Source organism: Streptomyces sp. NPDC048415 (assembly GCF_040651675.1).
In the GTDB taxonomy this organism is placed as follows: domain Bacteria; phylum Actinomycetota; class Actinomycetes; order Streptomycetales; family Streptomycetaceae; genus Streptomyces.
Genome location: NZ_JBEZKJ010000060.1, coordinates 16,178 through 32,059, shown reverse-complemented (window position 1 = coordinate 32,059; position 15,882 = coordinate 16,178). Strand labels below are relative to the sequence as shown.

At 70.9% G+C, this 15,882-nt stretch carries 12 protein-coding genes and 1 pseudogene; 7 read left to right on the top strand and 6 right to left on the bottom strand.

The genetic code is table 11. The annotated features are described in order from the left end of the window. The first annotated feature begins 59 nt into the window (after positions 1-59). Complete coding sequence (locus AB0D27_RS30740) at positions 60-1,235, top strand: epoxide hydrolase (protein WP_362515351.1); 1,176 nt, start codon at positions 60-62, stop codon at positions 1,233-1,235. A gap of 148 nt (positions 1,236-1,383) precedes the next feature. On the opposite strand, the pseudogene AB0D27_RS30735 reads toward AB0D27_RS30740, so the two are convergent. Then, positions 1,384-1,485 (bottom strand): annotated as a pseudogene (locus AB0D27_RS30735) (IS5/IS1182 family transposase); the annotation flags it as partial. A gap of 474 nt (positions 1,486-1,959) precedes the next feature. Then, positions 1,960-2,982 (bottom strand): alcohol dehydrogenase, encoded by a 1,023-nt coding sequence (locus AB0D27_RS30730; RefSeq protein WP_362515350.1) that lies wholly within the window; start codon positions 2,980-2,982, stop codon positions 1,960-1,962. A 336-nt stretch (positions 2,983-3,318) separates the two neighbouring features. Here AB0D27_RS30730 and AB0D27_RS30725 point away from each other — a divergent pair, with 336 nt between their 5' ends. Both AB0D27_RS30725 and AB0D27_RS30720 read left to right on the top strand, forming a co-directional pair. Continuing rightward, positions 3,319-4,284: an alpha/beta hydrolase gene (locus AB0D27_RS30725; RefSeq protein ID WP_362515349.1), complete on the top strand. Its 966-nt coding sequence runs from the start codon at positions 3,319-3,321 to the stop codon at positions 4,282-4,284. 501 nt (positions 4,285-4,785) lie between these two features. Then, positions 4,786-5,961 (top strand): cytochrome P450, encoded by a 1,176-nt coding sequence (locus tag AB0D27_RS30720; protein WP_362515348.1) that lies wholly within the window; start codon positions 4,786-4,788, stop codon positions 5,959-5,961. Between the two features lie 85 nt (positions 5,962-6,046). On the opposite strand, the gene AB0D27_RS30715 is transcribed toward AB0D27_RS30720, so the two are convergent. The 4 genes from AB0D27_RS30715 to AB0D27_RS30700 form a co-directional block, all read right to left on the bottom strand. Then, a complete protein-coding gene (locus tag AB0D27_RS30715) occupies positions 6,047-6,259 on the bottom strand; it encodes a hypothetical protein (protein WP_362515346.1) in 213 nt (70 codons plus the stop codon). Positions 6,260-6,305: 46 nt separating this feature from the next. After that, the gene (locus AB0D27_RS30710; protein WP_362515344.1) at positions 6,306-7,547 is read right to left on the bottom strand and encodes a VWA-like domain-containing protein; all 1,242 of its coding nucleotides are present in this window, start codon (positions 7,545-7,547) and stop codon (positions 6,306-6,308) included. Beyond that, positions 7,544-8,806: a MoxR family ATPase gene (locus tag AB0D27_RS30705; protein WP_362515342.1), complete on the bottom strand. Its 1,263-nt coding sequence runs from the start codon at positions 8,804-8,806 to the stop codon at positions 7,544-7,546. The genes AB0D27_RS30710 and AB0D27_RS30705 overlap by 4 nt, the downstream gene beginning before the upstream one ends. An 89-nt stretch (positions 8,807-8,895) precedes the next feature. Then, positions 8,896-10,314: a hypothetical protein gene (locus AB0D27_RS30700; RefSeq protein ID WP_362515340.1), complete on the bottom strand. Its 1,419-nt coding sequence runs from the start codon at positions 10,312-10,314 to the stop codon at positions 8,896-8,898. A gap of 763 nt (positions 10,315-11,077) precedes the next feature. Between AB0D27_RS30700 and AB0D27_RS30695 the strand changes: the two genes are divergently transcribed. The 4 genes from AB0D27_RS30695 (at position 11,078) to AB0D27_RS30680 (ending at position 15,827) form a co-directional block, all read left to right on the top strand. Beyond that, positions 11,078-12,283, top strand: coding sequence for a cysteine desulfurase-like protein (locus tag AB0D27_RS30695; protein ID WP_362515339.1), 1,206 nt, complete (start codon positions 11,078-11,080; stop codon positions 12,281-12,283). A gap of 223 nt (positions 12,284-12,506) precedes the next feature. Continuing rightward, positions 12,507-12,707, top strand: a complete 201-nt coding sequence (locus tag AB0D27_RS30690; protein ID WP_362515337.1) for a hypothetical protein — start codon at positions 12,507-12,509, stop codon at positions 12,705-12,707. A gap of 908 nt (positions 12,708-13,615) precedes the next feature. After that, a complete protein-coding gene (rox, locus tag AB0D27_RS30685; protein WP_362515335.1) occupies positions 13,616-15,043 on the top strand; it encodes a rifampin monooxygenase in 1,428 nt (475 codons plus the stop codon). A gap of 370 nt (positions 15,044-15,413) precedes the next feature. Next, positions 15,414-15,827: a hypothetical protein gene (locus AB0D27_RS30680; RefSeq protein ID WP_362515333.1), complete on the top strand. Its 414-nt coding sequence runs from the start codon at positions 15,414-15,416 to the stop codon at positions 15,825-15,827. The last annotated feature ends 55 nt before the right edge of the window (positions 15,828-15,882 follow it).

Here is a 15,882-nt window from a genome sequence, read left to right as displayed (position 1 = left end):
GTCCCTGCCTGCTCAGCGCGTTCGCCGAGCGACGCGGCGCCGCGCGTAGGATGTGTCCCATGCCGGACGCGCCGCCCCGCCTTGAGCCGTTCACCCCGCAGACCGACCCCGCGGCGCTCGAGGACCTCCGCGCGCGGCTGCGCGCGACCCGCTGGCCGGACACGCCCGAGGACGCCGGCTGGTCGCTCGGGACCGACCTCGAATACCTCCGCGAGCTCGTCGCCTACTGGGCGGACGGGTTCGACTGGCCGGCGCAGGAGGCGGCGCTCGCCCGGCTCCCCCGCTTCCGCGTCCCGCTCGGCGGCCTCGGGATCCACTTCGTACACGTCCGGGCCGCCGCGCCGGCCGGGCCCGTCCTGCCGCTGGTCCTCAGCCACGGCTGGCCGGACTCGTTCTGGCGCTACACGAAGGTCCTCCCGCTCCTCACCGACCCCGCCGCGCACGGCGCCGATCCCGCCGACGCGTTCGACGTGGTTGTGCCCGACATGCCGGGTTACGGGTACTCCGACCGCCCCACCGGCCCGCCCCTCGACTCCATCGCCGTCGCCCGCCTGTGGGCCGAACTCATGGACGTCCTCGGCTATGCGCGGTTCGGCGCGGCGGGCGGGGACGTGGGCAGCCACGTGAGCCGCTATCTCGGTCTCGACCACCCCGACCGGGTCGTGGCCGTCCACCGCACCGACGGGGGCCTGCCCGTCTTCACCGGCGACCCGGCGGACCTTGCGCCCGAGGAACACGCCTGGTTCGAGGGCGCCGCGGCCTGGGGCGCGACCGAGGGCGCCTACGCCGCCATGCACCGCACGAAGCCCCAGACCGCCGCCGTCGGGCTCACCGACTCGCCGGCCGGGCTCGCCGCGTGGATCGTCGAGAAGCTCCGGGGGTGGAGCGACTGCGACGGCGATGTCGAGCGGAGCTTCACGAAGGACGAGATCCTCACGAACGTCACGCTCTACTGGCTCACGGGGACGATCGGCTCGTCGATGCGCATGTACCGCGCCAACGCCGCGATTCCGCCCGCGCAGCACGCCCGCAGGGTTGAGGTGCCGTCCGGCTTCTCGCTCTTCCGCGGCGACATCGTCCGCCCACCGCGGGCCTGGCTCGAGCGCACGACGAACGTCGTGCGCGTGACCGAACCCGCGCGCGGCGGCCACTTCGCGCCGTTCGAGGAACCCGAACTCTATGCGGAGGAGCTACGCGCATTCTTCCGCCCCTACCGGGCGGCGGCGACGGGCTGACGGTGCCGCCGCGCGCGGCTGGCAGGTCACGCACACGGAGGTCTCGCGGCCGGCGGCGAACAGGGCCGCAACGAACTCCTCACCCCGTCGCGGGTTCTTCACCATGGCGCTTCCGCATCGCCCGCACGGCTCGCCCCGGCCTGACCGGAGAGCGCGGCCACGCGAGGATCGCCGCGAGAACACCGCCGCCGCGGCAGGTGACCGCGAGCTGATCGTACCGAGCAGCCAGAGCGCGCCATTGCTTGAGCAGCTGTTGCCTTTCCGATCTTGAGAGGTAGGCGTCCAACAAGAGTCCCCTTTGGGATGGTCGCGGGGCGCTGGGCGCATAACGGGCGGGTGCTCGGCCCCTGAACATCTCGTTGGTGTCGAGTCGCCGAGCAGCAGGAGGCCCCGGTGCCGCGGTCTTCTGTCGATGCTGGACGCGCTCCGCTCCCTGGTGGACAACGGCGTCAAGTGGCCCGACCGTCACGCCCGACTTCCCGCATGGGGACCGCGTCTGCGCGTCCTTCCGCCGTTGGCGCGACCACGGCTTGGTCCGGGAGTTCGACGCCCGGCTGCGCGGGAGGATCCGCGAGAGGCGGGCTGGGACGTCGAGCCGAGTGCGGGCGTGATCGACTGGCAGTCGGTCCAGGCGGACACCGTCAGTTCCGCATGCCTCGACCGTCTGTTCCGCGAACCTTCCGGTGGATGCCGGGAAGTGGATGATCAGGCGGCACCCACCACGTCAGCGGGTGGTCAGCACCATCCGGAACCGGGGCGCGCCGGACATCATCTTTTGATACGCCTCATCGGCCTGGTCGAGCGGCACAATCTCGACCATCGGCCGGATCCCGTGGAGGGCGCTGAACGCCATGGTGTCCTGCACGTCCTGTGCGGTGCCGGACGGATGCCCGCGGATGATCTTGCCGCTCATGATCAACTGGTTCGGGCTGATGCCCAGTGGCTCGGCGTCCGCACCGATGACCACCAGCTCGCCGCGGGGCGAGAGCCCTTCGACGGTCGCCGTGATGGCGGCCGAGTTGGCGGCGGTGGCCAGCACCGCCTTGGCTCCGCCGAGGGACTGCAGCGCGTCCGCGACGGGGGTGCCCGCCGTGCTGTCGATGTAGTGGTGTGCGCCGAGCTGCTTTGCGAAGTCGGCCTTGTCGGATCCGCGGGCGATGGCCACGGTCTCGAAGCCCATCGCGGCCGCGTACTTCACTCCCAGGTGACCGAGGCCTCCGATGCCGAGTACGGCGACCAGATCGCCCGGGCGTGCGGAGCTGCGCCGCAGTCCGTTGTACATGGTCACTCCGGCGCAGGCCAAGGGTGCCGCGTCGGGCGCCGCCAGCGCGTCGGGGATCCGGGCCAGTGCGTCGGCCGGTGCGATCACCGCCTCCGCGTAACCACCGTCGTAGGCCCATCCGGGGACCTTCAGGTTCTGGCACACGATGAAGTCGCCCCGTCTGCAGGACGGGCAGTGGCCGCAGCTGCCGCCGAACCAGCCCACCGCCACCCGGTCGCCCACCTGCCAGCTGACGTCTGTTCCCTCGCCGAGCTCATCGATGTGCCCGGCGATCTCATGCCCGGGGACCAGCGGAAACCGGACGCCCGGCAACAGGGCGTCGACGAAGACGGAGTCGCTGTGGCAGATCCCGCAAGCGTCCACGGCGACCCGAACGTGGCCGGGGCCCGGCCGCGGTGTCTCGCGCTCGACGATCTCAAACGGCCTGCCCGCGGCGGCCACCTGCGCTGCTCGATAAGTGCTCATCTGGACCTCTCCGAAAGCGGAAGACGGCCCCTCTACCAGCACATCAGCTCCGGCCGGGTCCCGCGCGCCGAAACAGATCAGGTGGGCACGCGGCACAGGCGCTTCAGACGTCGGGTCCAGACGCCCGGGCCAGGGCTGAGCGTGCATGCGCACATGCACGCTCAGCCATGTCGGGGTGCAATGGACGATCACCGAGTGCGCCTGAGTCGTGCTCTTCCGCTCTGGAGGCTTGTGGCGCTTGACGGTACGGCGGGGGTGTCATGCGGGCGGCTCCGAGCCGCGGATCCCGCTGTCGGCTCGGTGGCGGATAATCGCGACTCCAACCAGGTTTGTGCCATGCGACCACGTGGGCTTATCGGGGTGCTGGTGCCGATCGCGGCGGCGCTGATGCTGCTGTCTGCTTGCCAAACCGCCCCGGCCGGCCGCGCCGCGACGGCCACGGCGGCCACCTCTGCGGTTTCGACGACCGGTGACGTGTCCAGGCAGGTGGACATAGGCGGTGGCCGGAAGATCTATCTGCGTTGCCGCGGAAGCGGCAGCCCGATCGTTGTCCTCGAGTCGGGCCTGCACGACTCGTCCGACACCTGGAGCATTACGGACACCCGCCCACCGGTGCCGAAGGCGCCTGCGGTCTTCCCTGGCGTCGCGGAGTTCACCCGCGTCTGCACCTACGACCGGCCCGGCACAGTCCGCTATACCGAGCCCCCGGCCCTCACCGCACGGAGCACCCCGGTGACCGGCACGCGTTCGCTCGCGGACATGGTGCGCGACCTCGACAAGGTGCTGGCGTCGGGACAGGTACCCGGCCCCTACCTGCTGGTGGGCCACTCCTTCGGGGGAATGATCACTCGGTTGTATGCGCAGCAGTATCCGAAGCGGACCATCGGCCTCGTCTTCGTCGACGCGTTCGGTACGAACATGAAGCGGTTCTTCGGCACGGACTGGGCCGCGTATCTGCGGTTGCTCAACCGTCCCGGCACGCCCTTCGACGACGACCCCGCATTTGAGAGGTTCGACATCGACGGTGCTGTGGCAGCGGTCGACCGTGCCGGTCCGCTACCGAAGGTGCCTCTGGCCGTCATCAGCAAGACCGAACCCTTCGCCGCCGCCGAGGGAACCTCGAAGCTGTTGCTGACACGACTGGAACGGGCCTGGCCACGGGTGCAGCAGGCGCTGGTGGAACTGGCACCGCAGACCCCTCACCTACTCGCCACGGGCAGTGACCACTACGTCCAGGTCCACGACCCCGACCTCACGATCAGCGCCATCAGGCTCGTCATGGGCCGGCCCCCGCACGGGTGATCGTGTGAAGCAGCGGTAGCAGGACGGGGACGAGCCGAGGTCCGCGGGACATTGGTCGTGGTTGGGCGAGTGGGGCCGCTACCTGTACGCCTTCGATGGCTGTCGGTAGCCGTCCGATACCACTCCGGACTGGGGTGACTACCCATACGTCGTACGACTCTGGAGCCGCGCTCGACGAAGCCCGCAGCGTCACCTCGAAGCTCGTCCCGATGCGCCACACCCGGCAGCTGCTGCAGTGGATTCCCGACCTGGCGAACCTGGACCGGGCGGCGGACACGGTGGCCGGGAAACGCGACCGGCGCCGCGTCCGTGGCCCTCGCTCACAGCACCGGCATGCAGGGCCTACTGATGGCCTGGCTGGACGGCCGCGCGCTCGGCACACACCGGATGCCGGTACCCAGCGCGTCCCAGCGGCCGGGGCAAACGCCGATGCGCCTCGCGTTCACAGTGATTGTTAGCCTTGGCTGTGATCGGATTCCCCCTGTCTGGCCAAGGCTCGCGATGAGCGGCGTCGACTCGTTCCCGCTCGGTGCCGCGACCACGCTCGCCGAACTCGCCGGGAATCCGCATCCGCGACTGGCGCTGCTCCGCGCGCACGAGCCCGTGTCGTGGCTGCCCGAGCTGAACGGCTGGCTGGTGACCCGTCGCGACATCGCGCTGAGCGTGATGCGGGACGCCGCGACCTTCACCGTCGACGACCCCCGGTTCTCCACGGCACAGGTCGTCGGGCCGAGCATGCTGTCCCTGGACGGTGTCCAGCACGCTCGCCATCGCGATCCCTTCACCTCACCCTTCCGGCCTCGGCAGGTGTACGACGGCTTCGCCTCGTTCATCGAGCGGGAGACCGACCGGCTCATCACCGCACTGAAACCGGCGGGCGCCGTCGACCTGCGACGAGCCTTCGCCGGCCCGCTCGCGGTCACCGTCGTGACCGAGGCACTCGGACTGGTCGGCACAACCGCGGCCACGGTGCTTTCCTGGTACGACTCCATCGTGCGGTCGGTCTCGGAGATCACCGCCGGACATGAGGCGGGGCCCGCCGGTGCCGCGGCGTACGCGCGGCTACGGGCAGCTGTGGAAGCCACCGTCGCCGACCGGGGCGCGTCTTCGCTCCTCGTCTCCGCTGCCGACCGGCTGGCGCTGCCCGAAGTGGCGTCCAATGCCGCGGTCCTGATGTTCGGAGGCATCGAGACCACCGAGGCGATGATCACCAACGCGCTGCTGCGCCTGCTGCAACACCCCGACCAACTCGCCCTGGTCCGCGCCGACGCAGACCTGCTGGACGGCGCGATCGAGGAATCGCTGCGCCTCGAACCCGGTGCGGCGGTCGTGGACCGCTACGCTACCAGTGACACCGTCCTGGGCCAGGCCACGATTCGCCGGGGTGACTTGGTCACCGTCTCCCTGGCGGGCGCCAACCGCGACCCGGCCGTCTTCCGCGACCCCGATCGGTTCGACGTCCGCCGCGAGAACGCGCGACTCCAACTGGCCTTCGCACGGGGCCCGCACCACTGCCTCGCCGCACACCTCGCCCGTCTGGAGACCCGCATCGCCCTCCAGCGCCTCCTCGAACACCTCCCCGCCCTGCGCCTCGACCCGGCCCGCCCCGCCGCTCCGTACGGTCTGGTCTTCCGAAAGCCCCCCGCTCTGCATGTGCTGTGGGACAGTCCTGTCTGAGTGTCCGCAGTGCTCGTCGGGGCCGGCCGGGGAATCTGCCGGGACGTGCGGCGCGTCGGTGGAGGCGTGGGCGCGGGACGGTGGTTCACGTCGAAGGAGACAACGCGTCGCGGGCGGCGAAGCCCTGGCTGACCAGGAGGGGGTGCGCGCGACCTGTCGCGCTGCCCTTCTCGCCGGGACCGCTCGGGGACAGGCACTCCGCCTGGTCGAGCACGGGGCCGGGAGTGAACCGCCGCGAGTTCCGCAAGGCCGCACGGCCCGCACGGCGGCGCCGCTCGTCGTCAAGGACCAGTCCCACGGTTGCTGCCCGTGACCACTTCGTCGTGCTCACCGAGCCGCGGGGCCTACCCGATGTCAACCACTCGTGCCCAGGCGGGCGGCGAGTCCGGCACGTAATCGGGATCGTCCTCGTCCCACGATCCGGCCGCGTACTGCCGAGGGAACAGACCCACCACCGTCCGGCACGGTGGCCGCGTATCCGGCCAGGGTGTCTGGCCGTCGGTCAGGACCACGACGACATCGGGGCGGGGCCGGGTTCGGAGCGCCTTGGTGAAGCCCGTGCGCAGATCCGTACCGCCACCGCCCACCAGGGGTATTCCCTCGGCACGGCACAGCGGGTGCGCGATGCGGGCCGCCGCGTCGCACGGCACTACGGTGACCAGGTCGCGGCGGCCGCCCACGGCTCGGGAGATCGCGGCAACCTCCAGGAGCGCGCTGCCCAGTTCGGCGTCACTGACCGACGCGGAAGTGTCGATGACCACGCAGACCCGAGGCGGCCTGCGCCGAAGGCTCGGCAGCACAACGCCGGGCACTCCGGCCGAGCGCCGCGACGGCCGGCCGTAGGTGTAGTCCTCGCCCGCGCCTGGCCCGGAAGCTGCCGAGCGGACCGCCGCTCCCAGCAACTCCCGCCACGGCTGCGGCGGATGGAACGCCTCCTCCGCCCATCGCTGCCACCCCTGAGAGGCGTTCCCCGGACGGCCGGTGATGCCCTGCGCCACCCGGAACCGGACCGCGTCCCGTTCCTGCGCGCTGAGGCCGTGCGCGCCGTCCGGGCCCAGGTCCCACTCCCGTTCCGGTCCGGCGGCGCCGCTGCCGCAGTCCAGCCAGGCATGGTTCTGCGTACGTGGTCCGAGCCGGAACTGGCGCAGGTAGTCCTCCATGAGCTGCCCTTCGGGCAGCCCCAAGGTCCTCGGTCGGACAGCGCCTTGGGGCCTGACCAACCCGTCACCGAAGACGTCGTCGTTGATCTCGCAGTCCGCGGCGATGTTCATTCGCAGCCGTTCCCCCGGGCCGGTCAGCCCGCGCTCCCGGGCGACGCGGTCGCTGCGCCCGTGATGGTCGCGCAGGAGGTGCGACACCTCGTGCACCCACACACCGGCCAGTTCCTCCACCGGCGTCCGGTCCACGAACACCGGTGAGACGTAGCACCGCCAGTGCCGGTCGACGGCCATCGTCGGTACCTGCCGCGACTCGACGGTGTGCAGGGCGAACAGGGCTGTTGCCAAGTAGGGCCGGACCCGAGCGGCGTGCAGTCGGGCGGCGAAGAGCTTGTCGAGGTCCAGTGTCCCTGGCGTGTCCGGGCTCATCGGCCGGCCTTCGCGGTGACCGCGATCCGGGCCGCCGCCTGGTCTGCTCGTCGGGAAAGGGACACCGCTCCGGCGAGCTTCTCGATCGATGCCGGTACGTTCCAGTCCTCGCGGCGCAGCGTGGCGAGGGTGGTCGCGGGGACGACCACCAGGTCCGGGGCTCCGGTCTCCACGGCCCGGACCAGAAGCTCCCACGCCGCGTCCCAGCGGGACTTCTCCGGACGCTTGCGGACCGCCGCCACCACACCGTCGAGCACGGCCTGGCGCAGATCCCCCCGCTCGGGCAGGGTGGCGCCCGCCGGGTCGGCGAGAAGCTCCTCGGGGTCCGGGAGGTCCATCCGGTCCAGGCTCGCCAGCAGTTCCAGCCCCGGACCGTCTCCCACGGTGCCCCTGACCAGCAGGGAGAGTACGTCCCGGGAGGAGCCGGCGGCGGTCGCGAAGGCGATCAGGCACAGGGTCATCTCCCAGCTTCGGGGTGACGGCCAGGGGCCGCCCCGGCGCGTTTCGTTGCTGGGCAGTTGGTGCACGAGTTTGGGACGGGCGGTGAGAAGCCCGCACACCGCGCGGCGGGCGAAGTCCACGGCCTGCGGCAGCTTTTCGGGGGAGAGCCGTGGCAGGGTGGCCCGGGGCCAGGTCCCAGCGAGGCCGCGTACGACGACCTCGTGGTCGTGAGTCCACTGAAGGTGGACGAACCGGTTGGCCAGGGGCGGGCTCAGCTCCCAGCCGTCGGCCGCCGAGGACCGCGGATTGGCGGCTGCCACGATCCGGACTTCGGGCGGCAGTTGCAGGGAGCCGATTCGGCGCTCGAGGACGAGACGGAGCAGGGCGGCTTGAACGGCCGGCGCCGCGGTGGACAGTTCGTCCAGGAACAGCAGCCCTCGGCCGGCCCGAACCAGCCGAACCGCCCAGTCCGGTGGCGCCATCGGGACACCCTGTTCCGCGGGATCGTCTCCGACGATGGGCAGGCCCGAGAAGTCGGACGGCTCGTGCACGCTGGCGATCACTGTGGTCAGCGGAAGGTCCAGGGTCGCGGCGAGTTGGGTCAGCGCCGCGGTCTTGCCGATCCCCGGTTCACCCCACAGGAGCACGGGCAGGTCGGCGGCCACGGCCAGAGTGAGGGCCTCCAGTTGGGTGTCCGGGCGCGGTTCGGTGGCTGCGTCGCGCAGCAGGGTCAACAACTCACCGGCGACGTCGAGTTGGGAGGCGTGGGCGGGGTCGGAGGGTGTGGCGGTGGTGGCGAACGGGGTGTATGGAGGCATGTTTGATCACCTTTGGGTTCGTGGTGAGCCGAGTGAGTGGGTGTGAGGGACTGAGGGGCCCGGTCAGCGGGGCGGAGGAGGTCTCGGGGTCAGCGGAAGGTCGCGTGGCGCGGGTGCGAGTGGCGGTCGCGGGGACGGCGACGATCCGCGGGGCGGATGCGGGCGGGTCCGGCTCCGGGTCCGGTCAGTCCCGCCCTGAACAGCCCGTAGGTGATCCGCCGCTGCGCGGCCGACTCCAGTTCGTCTCGCAGAGGACCGTCGCGCAGCAGTGCGTCGGGGCCCAGCAGGCCCTCGACGACGGCCAGCGCACCGGCGATGTCGCCATGGTCGAGTCGTTCGCGGACACCGGTGAGGCAGTCGGGGCGACGGTGCGCCGCGTCGATTGCCTGCAGGCAGGGAAGCGGAGTGCCGGTGAGTGCGACCAGCAGTTCCTCCCGCCGGATCTCGGCCGGGTCGTGGTCCAGCGGGGCCAACGCCCCGTCGACCAGGCCGATCCGGTGCTGAGCTCCCCGGCACTCCACGAGGTGCGGTTGTCCTGGCCGGTCCGGAGTCCGGGACGGGCCGGTCGGCGAGTGGTCCGCCACCAGTGCCGAGGCGACCAGTGGGTGAAGCCGGTCGACCTCGATCGAACCGGTGCGGATCAGTTCCAGGTCGGGTGGTACCCAGGTTGCCGCGTCGGGGAGAATCGGCAGTGCGGAGGCGCCGCGCTGTGTGGTCGCCGAGGCGAGGCGCACTATGGGCTCTTCGAGGCCATCCCTGTCCGCGACCAGGTCCAGGACCAGTCGATGTCGGCCCCCGAGCCGCACGAGGACCGTACCGGTGGACCTGGGCCGCCCCTCGGCGTGGAGCAGAATCCCCGCCTCGGCCGCCCAGCGGTCAACGGCACAGTGGCGCCTCTGTGGCACCATCCCCAGCAGATCCGAGTCCCTCACGGGACGGCCCTCGGCGGCCGGCCGCTCGGCCCCGGACCGGATCCGCAGCTCATCGGTCCTGCGCGCGTCCCACAGGTGGCGGTGCAGGTCGAGCCGGAACCGCTGGTTGGGATGGGGATGCGGATGACGGCAGGCGCCGGCATCGGAGTGGGATCCGTCCCACAGCGCGAGGCTGATCCGCTGACCGGCATCCGCCCAGGCCGGCGGAGTCCGGACCACGAGATGCACTGGGCATGCGCCGTTGCGCCCCGCAGCGTCATACCGAGCCAGAGCGATGGTCAGACCTGGGCGCAGCAACCCGTCCGGAGCGATCCTCGGCATGTGCCAGCGCAACAGGTCGGGAGCCAGATGGCGGAGATCGGCCCGGACGTGGGCCGCGAGTTCCAGGCCATGGGTATGCGCCACGGAACGCAGACCGAGATCGACATCGATGCCTGCGGCGGCGCACGCCCCCGCCCAGTCGCCGGAAAGGCGGCGGGCGGTCGCAGTCTCGATCATGGAGGGCGGCACGGCGAACTCGCGCACGCGCGGCCAGAAGGAAAGGCGGGAATCCCCATTCGCGGTCTGAGTGAGCATCAGCACTCACCTTGCGCGGACGGGACCCCCAATCTGCCAACAGAGTGAGTCGTCATCGCGGTGATCGTATCGGCCCTCATCTCGATCGGCCAGATGTTTTCGGTCGGAGCGCCACCAGCGCCACCACGGCGCCTTTTCGGCGTCCATGTGCGGGCGAAGATGCCCAGGAGTTGCATCATCCGAGCGGGGAGCCTCGCGAGCCGGCCAGTGCCACGCCGATGTCCACGACGCGCAGGGCACGGGCGGCGGTGCCGGCTCCTAGGAGGCGGCGGGCCCGGGGAGCGAGCCCGACGGGGGAGATCAGGCGGGGGGGAACGGGGTGGGCCCCGGCAATGTGGTGAGGGCCTCGACGACAGGGAAGACGCCTGTCTCACGTATCTCACGCAGATGACGGCGGCGACGATCCCGCTCGGGCGTCCCGCCCGGCCGCAGGAGCTCGCCGACGCAATCGAGTTCGTCGCGAGCGAGCGAGCGGGCGTCGCTCTTCACGGGCCATGGTCATCTCCGTCGATGGCGGCCAGACACTGCCCAAGTGCCCGCCCGGAGCCGGTCCTGCCGATCGAGGCAGGGTGCGTAGCCCACGCGCCAGGGGCGTATCGGGCACCGGTGCCCGTCTGGGCCCGTCTGACGCCCCGGGCCTCTGACGGGCCGCCCCCTGCCCCAAGAAACCCCATCTGACCTGCGACTTCGTGGCGGCAGTTGCCGCCCTGTCGGCAATCGCGCAGGATCTGTTGCCCTGGCCCGGCACCCACAGGAGCCGCTCGTGACGTACGACATCGCCGCCATCCGCGCTCAGTTCCCCGCCCTGACCGCCGGAACCGCCCACTTCGACGGCCCCGGCGGCACCCAGACCCCCCAATCCGTCATCCGGGCCATCGGCGACGCGTTGGCACACCCCCTGTCGAACCGGGGCCATGGGGTGCCGGGGGAGCGCAACGCCGAAAGCATCGTCACGGAGACCCGCCAGGCCATGGCCGACCTTCTGGGGGCGCACCCGTCGGGCATCGTGTTCGGCCGCAGCGCCACCCAGCTCGCCTACGACTTCTCCCGCACCCTCGCCAAGACGTGGTCGCGCGGGGACGAGGTGGTCGTCACCCGCCTCGACCACGACGCCAACATCCGTCCCTGGATCCAGGCGGCCGACCAGGCCGGCGCCACCGTACGCTGGGCCGACTTCGACCCGGCCACCGCAAAGTTGACCGTCGACGACATCCGCGCCGTTCTGTCCGAGCGCACCCGGCTGGTCGCCGTCACCGCCGCATCCAACCTGATCGGAACGCGTCCCGCGATCGCCGCCATCTCCCGCCTGGCGCACGGCGCCGGTGCGCTCAGCTACGTCGACGGCGTCCACTACACCGCCCATACGCTGGTCGACCTGGAGCAGCTCGGCGCAGATTTCTTCGTCTGCTCCGCGTACAAGTTCCTCGGCCCACACCACGGAGTCCTCGCCGCCCGGCCGGAGCTGCTGAACACCTTGCGGCCGGACAAGCTCCTGCCCTCCACCGACGCGGTCCCCGAACGCTTCGAACTGGGCACCCTGCCCTATGAGTTCCTGGCGGGCACCACTGCGGCGGTCGACTTCCTCGCAGGCCTCGACGCGAGCGCCACAGGAACGCGACGAGAGCGCCTGATCGCGGCATTCGCCGCGCTCGAAGCACACGAGCAGATCCTGCGCACGCAGATCGACAAGGGGCTGTCCTCGCTCCAAGGCGTCAAAGTCCACTCCAAGGCGGCCGACCGCACTCCCACCCTGCTGCTGACGTTCGAGGACCGCACCACGACGGACGCATACCGCTTCCTTGCGGAGCGCGGCGTCCACGCGCCATCGGGTTCCTTCTACGCCGTCGAGGCCTCCCGCCGACTCGGCCTCGGTGACACCGGTGGCCTCCGCATCGGCCTCGCGCCCTACAACAGCACGGAGGACGTCGACCGGCTCCTGACGGGACTGTCCGAGTTCCTGATGCTTTGAGGGGCGAAGCTCATTTCGCCGGCGGTGAGTTTGTGCCCCGGTGGGTGTGCACGGGCGCGGCGGTCTTCTCGGTGGTTAGTGATGGCCGGCGGTGTGATCTGGGCGTTCGCCGTCGTCCCGCCGTGACGCCGTACGTGGTGTTCTGGCTGTTGTGCCGCTGGACGGAGCCCTGAGCGTTTGTCTCTGGAGGGCAGGGGGCACCCGGTGGCAGGAGGTGATCGTGGTGCCCGAACCAGGAAGCAAGAAGTACGACACCCGGCGGGCGAGGCGGCGCAAAGAGGCGGAGCGGTCGGGGATCTCCGACCAGGATGCCAACGCGGCGGCCAACGAGTCCCTGCAGCAGGAACCGGAGCACCAGAGCCGGGGCCCGCGCACCGAACGCGGCCGCGGCCCCAAAGGCGAACGCCCGGAGAACACCGACTGACCAGTCCCTCGACGGGGCGGGGCCGCGCTCGCGGCCCCGCCCCGTTCGCGTTCCGCTCGCGGTGGAGGCGGCACCGGCCGTGGTTGAGGCGGCACGGAAGCGCCACATCGACACGCTGCTGGTTCGGACCGACGGGCCGGAACTGGGCCGTGGGACGTGGGCGGGCGCGGAGTCCGTCAGATGGCGGTGCGCCCGACCAATGCGCAGACCTTGGGTGAGAGCGATCCGGGTTCCGTACCCGCTGACGACGCGCCGCTGCGTTCGGCCGCCGGTGGCGTCGTCGGTCGTCATGCCGGGCAGGGGCGTACCTTCGCCGTTGTCGGTACGCCCCGGGCCTGCGCCAGAGGGTTGGCGGCGGCCGTCACGCGGCGCCGCGAAGGCGGGTCTCCGCACTGAGGTCGTCCAGCGTGGCATTGCCGATTCGGATGGCTTCCGCGACTTCGGGCGTGAGCAGTTGAAGTACAGGGGATCCCGGTGGGATTGATCATGGTCGGCTAGGACCCTTGCCGGGGGCACCGCTGGGAGTTGACGGGAAGGCCAACGGGCGAGCCGTGGAGTACCCGGCCGCTCGGCTCGGCATCGAGCACGCCTCGTGCGTACCCGCAGCGGTGCTCGACGGTGTATGAGCACGCCCAGGAGATCCAGAAGCAGTTCAAGTGCCGGGAGCCCCTCCTGGGCCGACGTACCGCCGTACGCGGCGCACCGCCGCTTGGCGAGGAGGTTGTCCGTCCATAGCGGACGACAAAAGACAAAGGCAAGGAGCTGATTACCCGCTCCTCGCCACTCTCAACGTATAGCGCACCGGGGGGCTTGCGGCAAGGCCCGGGTCGTGCCGCAGAATCGCCGACCGAAGCCGGAACCCGGGGAACCGGCTTCCGGAATTTAACGTCGTTAAGGTGGGGTTTGTGATGATCGACGTGATCGTTGCCGGCGGTGGACCGACCGGGTTGATGCTGGCGAGCGAGCTGCGGCTGGCCGGGGTGCGAACGGTCGTACTCGAGAAGTTGGCCGAGCCGACCGGGCAGTCCCGCGGGCGCGGCCTGCACACGCGCAGCGTCGAGATGATGGACCAGCGCGGCCTGCTGGACCGGTTCCTCGCGGTCAGTGAGAAGTTCCAGGTCGGCGGATTCTTCGGCGGCATCCTCAAGCCATGGCCGGAGCGGTTGGACACGGCGCACCCGTACGGACTCTCCACCCTGCAGCCAGTCACCGAGCGGCTGCTCTACGAGCGTGCCCTCGAACTCGGTGCCGAGATCCGGCGCGGCTGCGAAGTGGTCGGGCTGAGCCAGGACGAGGACGGGGTGAACGTCGAGCTGGCGGACGGCACGCATCTGCGCTCGCGCTACCTCGTCGGGTGCGACGGCGCCCGCAGTGCGGTGCGCAAGCGGCTCGGCGTCGGTTTCCCCGGCGAGCCCGCCAAGGTCGAGACGCTGCTGGGGGATATGGAGATGACCGACGATCCGGCGACGGTTGCCGCCGCCGTCGCGGAAGTCCGCAAGACCCAACTGCGGTTCGGCACCATCCCCAACGGGGACGGGACGTACCGCGTCATCGTGCCCGCCGACGGCGTGGCCGAGGACCGCGCGACCGCGCCGACCCTCGAGGAGTTCAAGCAGCAGCTGCGGGCGGTCGCGGGCACCGACTTCGGCGCGCACTCGCCGCGCTGGCTGTCCCGGTTCGGCGACGCCACCCGGCAGGCCGAGCGCTACCGGGTCGGCCGCGTGCTGCTGGCCGGCGACGCGGCGCACATCCACCCGCCGACCGGCGGGCAGGGGCTCAACCTCGGCGTGCAGGACGCGTTCAACCTCGGCTGGAAGCTGGCCGCCGCGGTCAACGGCTGGGCACCGGAGGGTCTCCTTGACAGCTACCACGCCGAACGCCACCCGGTGGGCGCCCGCGTGCTGGACAACACCCGCGCGCAGATCACGTTGCTGGGGACCGATCCGGGTGCGACCGCGCTGCGGGAACTGTTCTCGAAGCTCATGGACTTCGAGGAGGTGAACCGGTACGTGACCGGGCTCATCACCGCGGTCGGGGTCCGCTACGACTTCGGCGAGGGGCATGAACTGCTCGGTCGGCGGATGCGGGACGTGGGGCTGAAGCGGGGGCGCCTCTACGAGCTGATGCACGGCGGCCGCGGGCTGCTGCTCGACCAGGCCGGCCGGCTTTCGGTGACGGGTTGGGCAGATCGGGTCGACCACGTCGTCGACGTCAGCGACGAACTGGACGCGCCCGCGGTGCTGCTGCGGCCCGACGGCCACGTGGCGTGGGTCGGTGAAGATCAGCAGGACCTGCTCATCCACCTGCCCAAGTGGTTCGGCGCTGCCGTCAGCTGAGCGCGCAGTTGTGGCCCCAAAGGGTGGGGCCGTGATCGAGACGCTGGAGTGGTTGGTGGAGAGCTGTTCGCCGTCAGCTGTCTCCGTCCCTTGCGCGTGCTGTCGCTCATGAGGTTCGACTACCCCGCTCTCCCGGGGCCCGACCCCAGCACCCTGACGCGGGACGGCGCAGCGGAGAGCCCCGTACGGCGTCCGCACCCAGGCGACCCTCACGCGGGACGGCGCAGCGAAGAGCCCCGTACGGCGCAGAAGCCCGCGAAACCGGTTGGGGTTGCGGACAGGGAGGGGCGGATGTCCTATGAGCGGGTATCCGCATTGCACATGATCGACCGGGCGCTTGCCGATCCGGCCCGGCCACGCGGGAGGCACGATGTCAGGGCGGTGGTACCGGGCAGACCTCGTGGTGGTGGTAGTGGCCCTCGCCACGGTCAGCGCGTGCGGCACGCTGTCCGAGCGGCGCGATGGCGTCACCGCGGAGGTCACCCGGTTTGAGCAGGCGCTGCACGCCGCACAGCACGAACGACTGTGCGCCGCTCTCGCGCCCGCCACCAGGGAGGAACTCGAGCAGTCGGCCAAGAGCCGGTGCGAGCAGGCGATCGGCGAGCAGGAGCTTCCCGCGGCCGGTGCCGTACGGGGCGTGGCCGTGTACGGCGACCAGGCCCAGGTCGTGCTGGAGCACGACACCGTGTTCCTGGCGCATTTCCCCGCCGGGTGGAAAGTGACGGCCGCAGGTTGTCGGCCACGTCCGCAGCGGCCGTACCAGTGCGAGATCAAGGGCGGGTGAAAGGCCATGAAGACGTTGTTCGTTACAACACTGCTGGTGATCGCCGTCGGCTTGG

What these genes read in the sequence shown, in the direction of transcription:
- AB0D27_RS30740 (WP_362515351.1), top strand. Translation starts at nt 60, where the DNA reads ATGCCGGACGCGCCGCCCCGCCTTGAGCCGTTCACCCCGCAGACCGAC.
- AB0D27_RS30730 (WP_362515350.1), bottom strand. Translation starts at nt 2,982, where the DNA reads ATGAGCACTTATCGAGCAGCGCAGGTGGCCGCCGCGGGCAGGCCGTTT.
- AB0D27_RS30725 (WP_362515349.1), top strand. Translation starts at nt 3,319, where the DNA reads ATGCGACCACGTGGGCTTATCGGGGTGCTGGTGCCGATCGCGGCGGCG.
- AB0D27_RS30720 (WP_362515348.1), top strand. Translation starts at nt 4,786, where the DNA reads ATGAGCGGCGTCGACTCGTTCCCGCTCGGTGCCGCGACCACGCTCGCC.
- AB0D27_RS30710 (WP_362515344.1), bottom strand. Translation starts at nt 7,547, where the DNA reads ATGAGCCCGGACACGCCAGGGACACTGGACCTCGACAAGCTCTTCGCC.
- AB0D27_RS30705 (WP_362515342.1), bottom strand. Translation starts at nt 8,806, where the DNA reads ATGCCTCCATACACCCCGTTCGCCACCACCGCCACACCCTCCGACCCC.
- AB0D27_RS30700 (WP_362515340.1), bottom strand. Translation starts at nt 10,314, where the DNA reads ATGCTCACTCAGACCGCGAATGGGGATTCCCGCCTTTCCTTCTGGCCG.
- rox (WP_362515335.1), top strand. Translation starts at nt 13,616, where the DNA reads ATGATCGACGTGATCGTTGCCGGCGGTGGACCGACCGGGTTGATGCTG.
- AB0D27_RS30680 (WP_362515333.1), top strand. Translation starts at nt 15,414, where the DNA reads ATGTCAGGGCGGTGGTACCGGGCAGACCTCGTGGTGGTGGTAGTGGCC.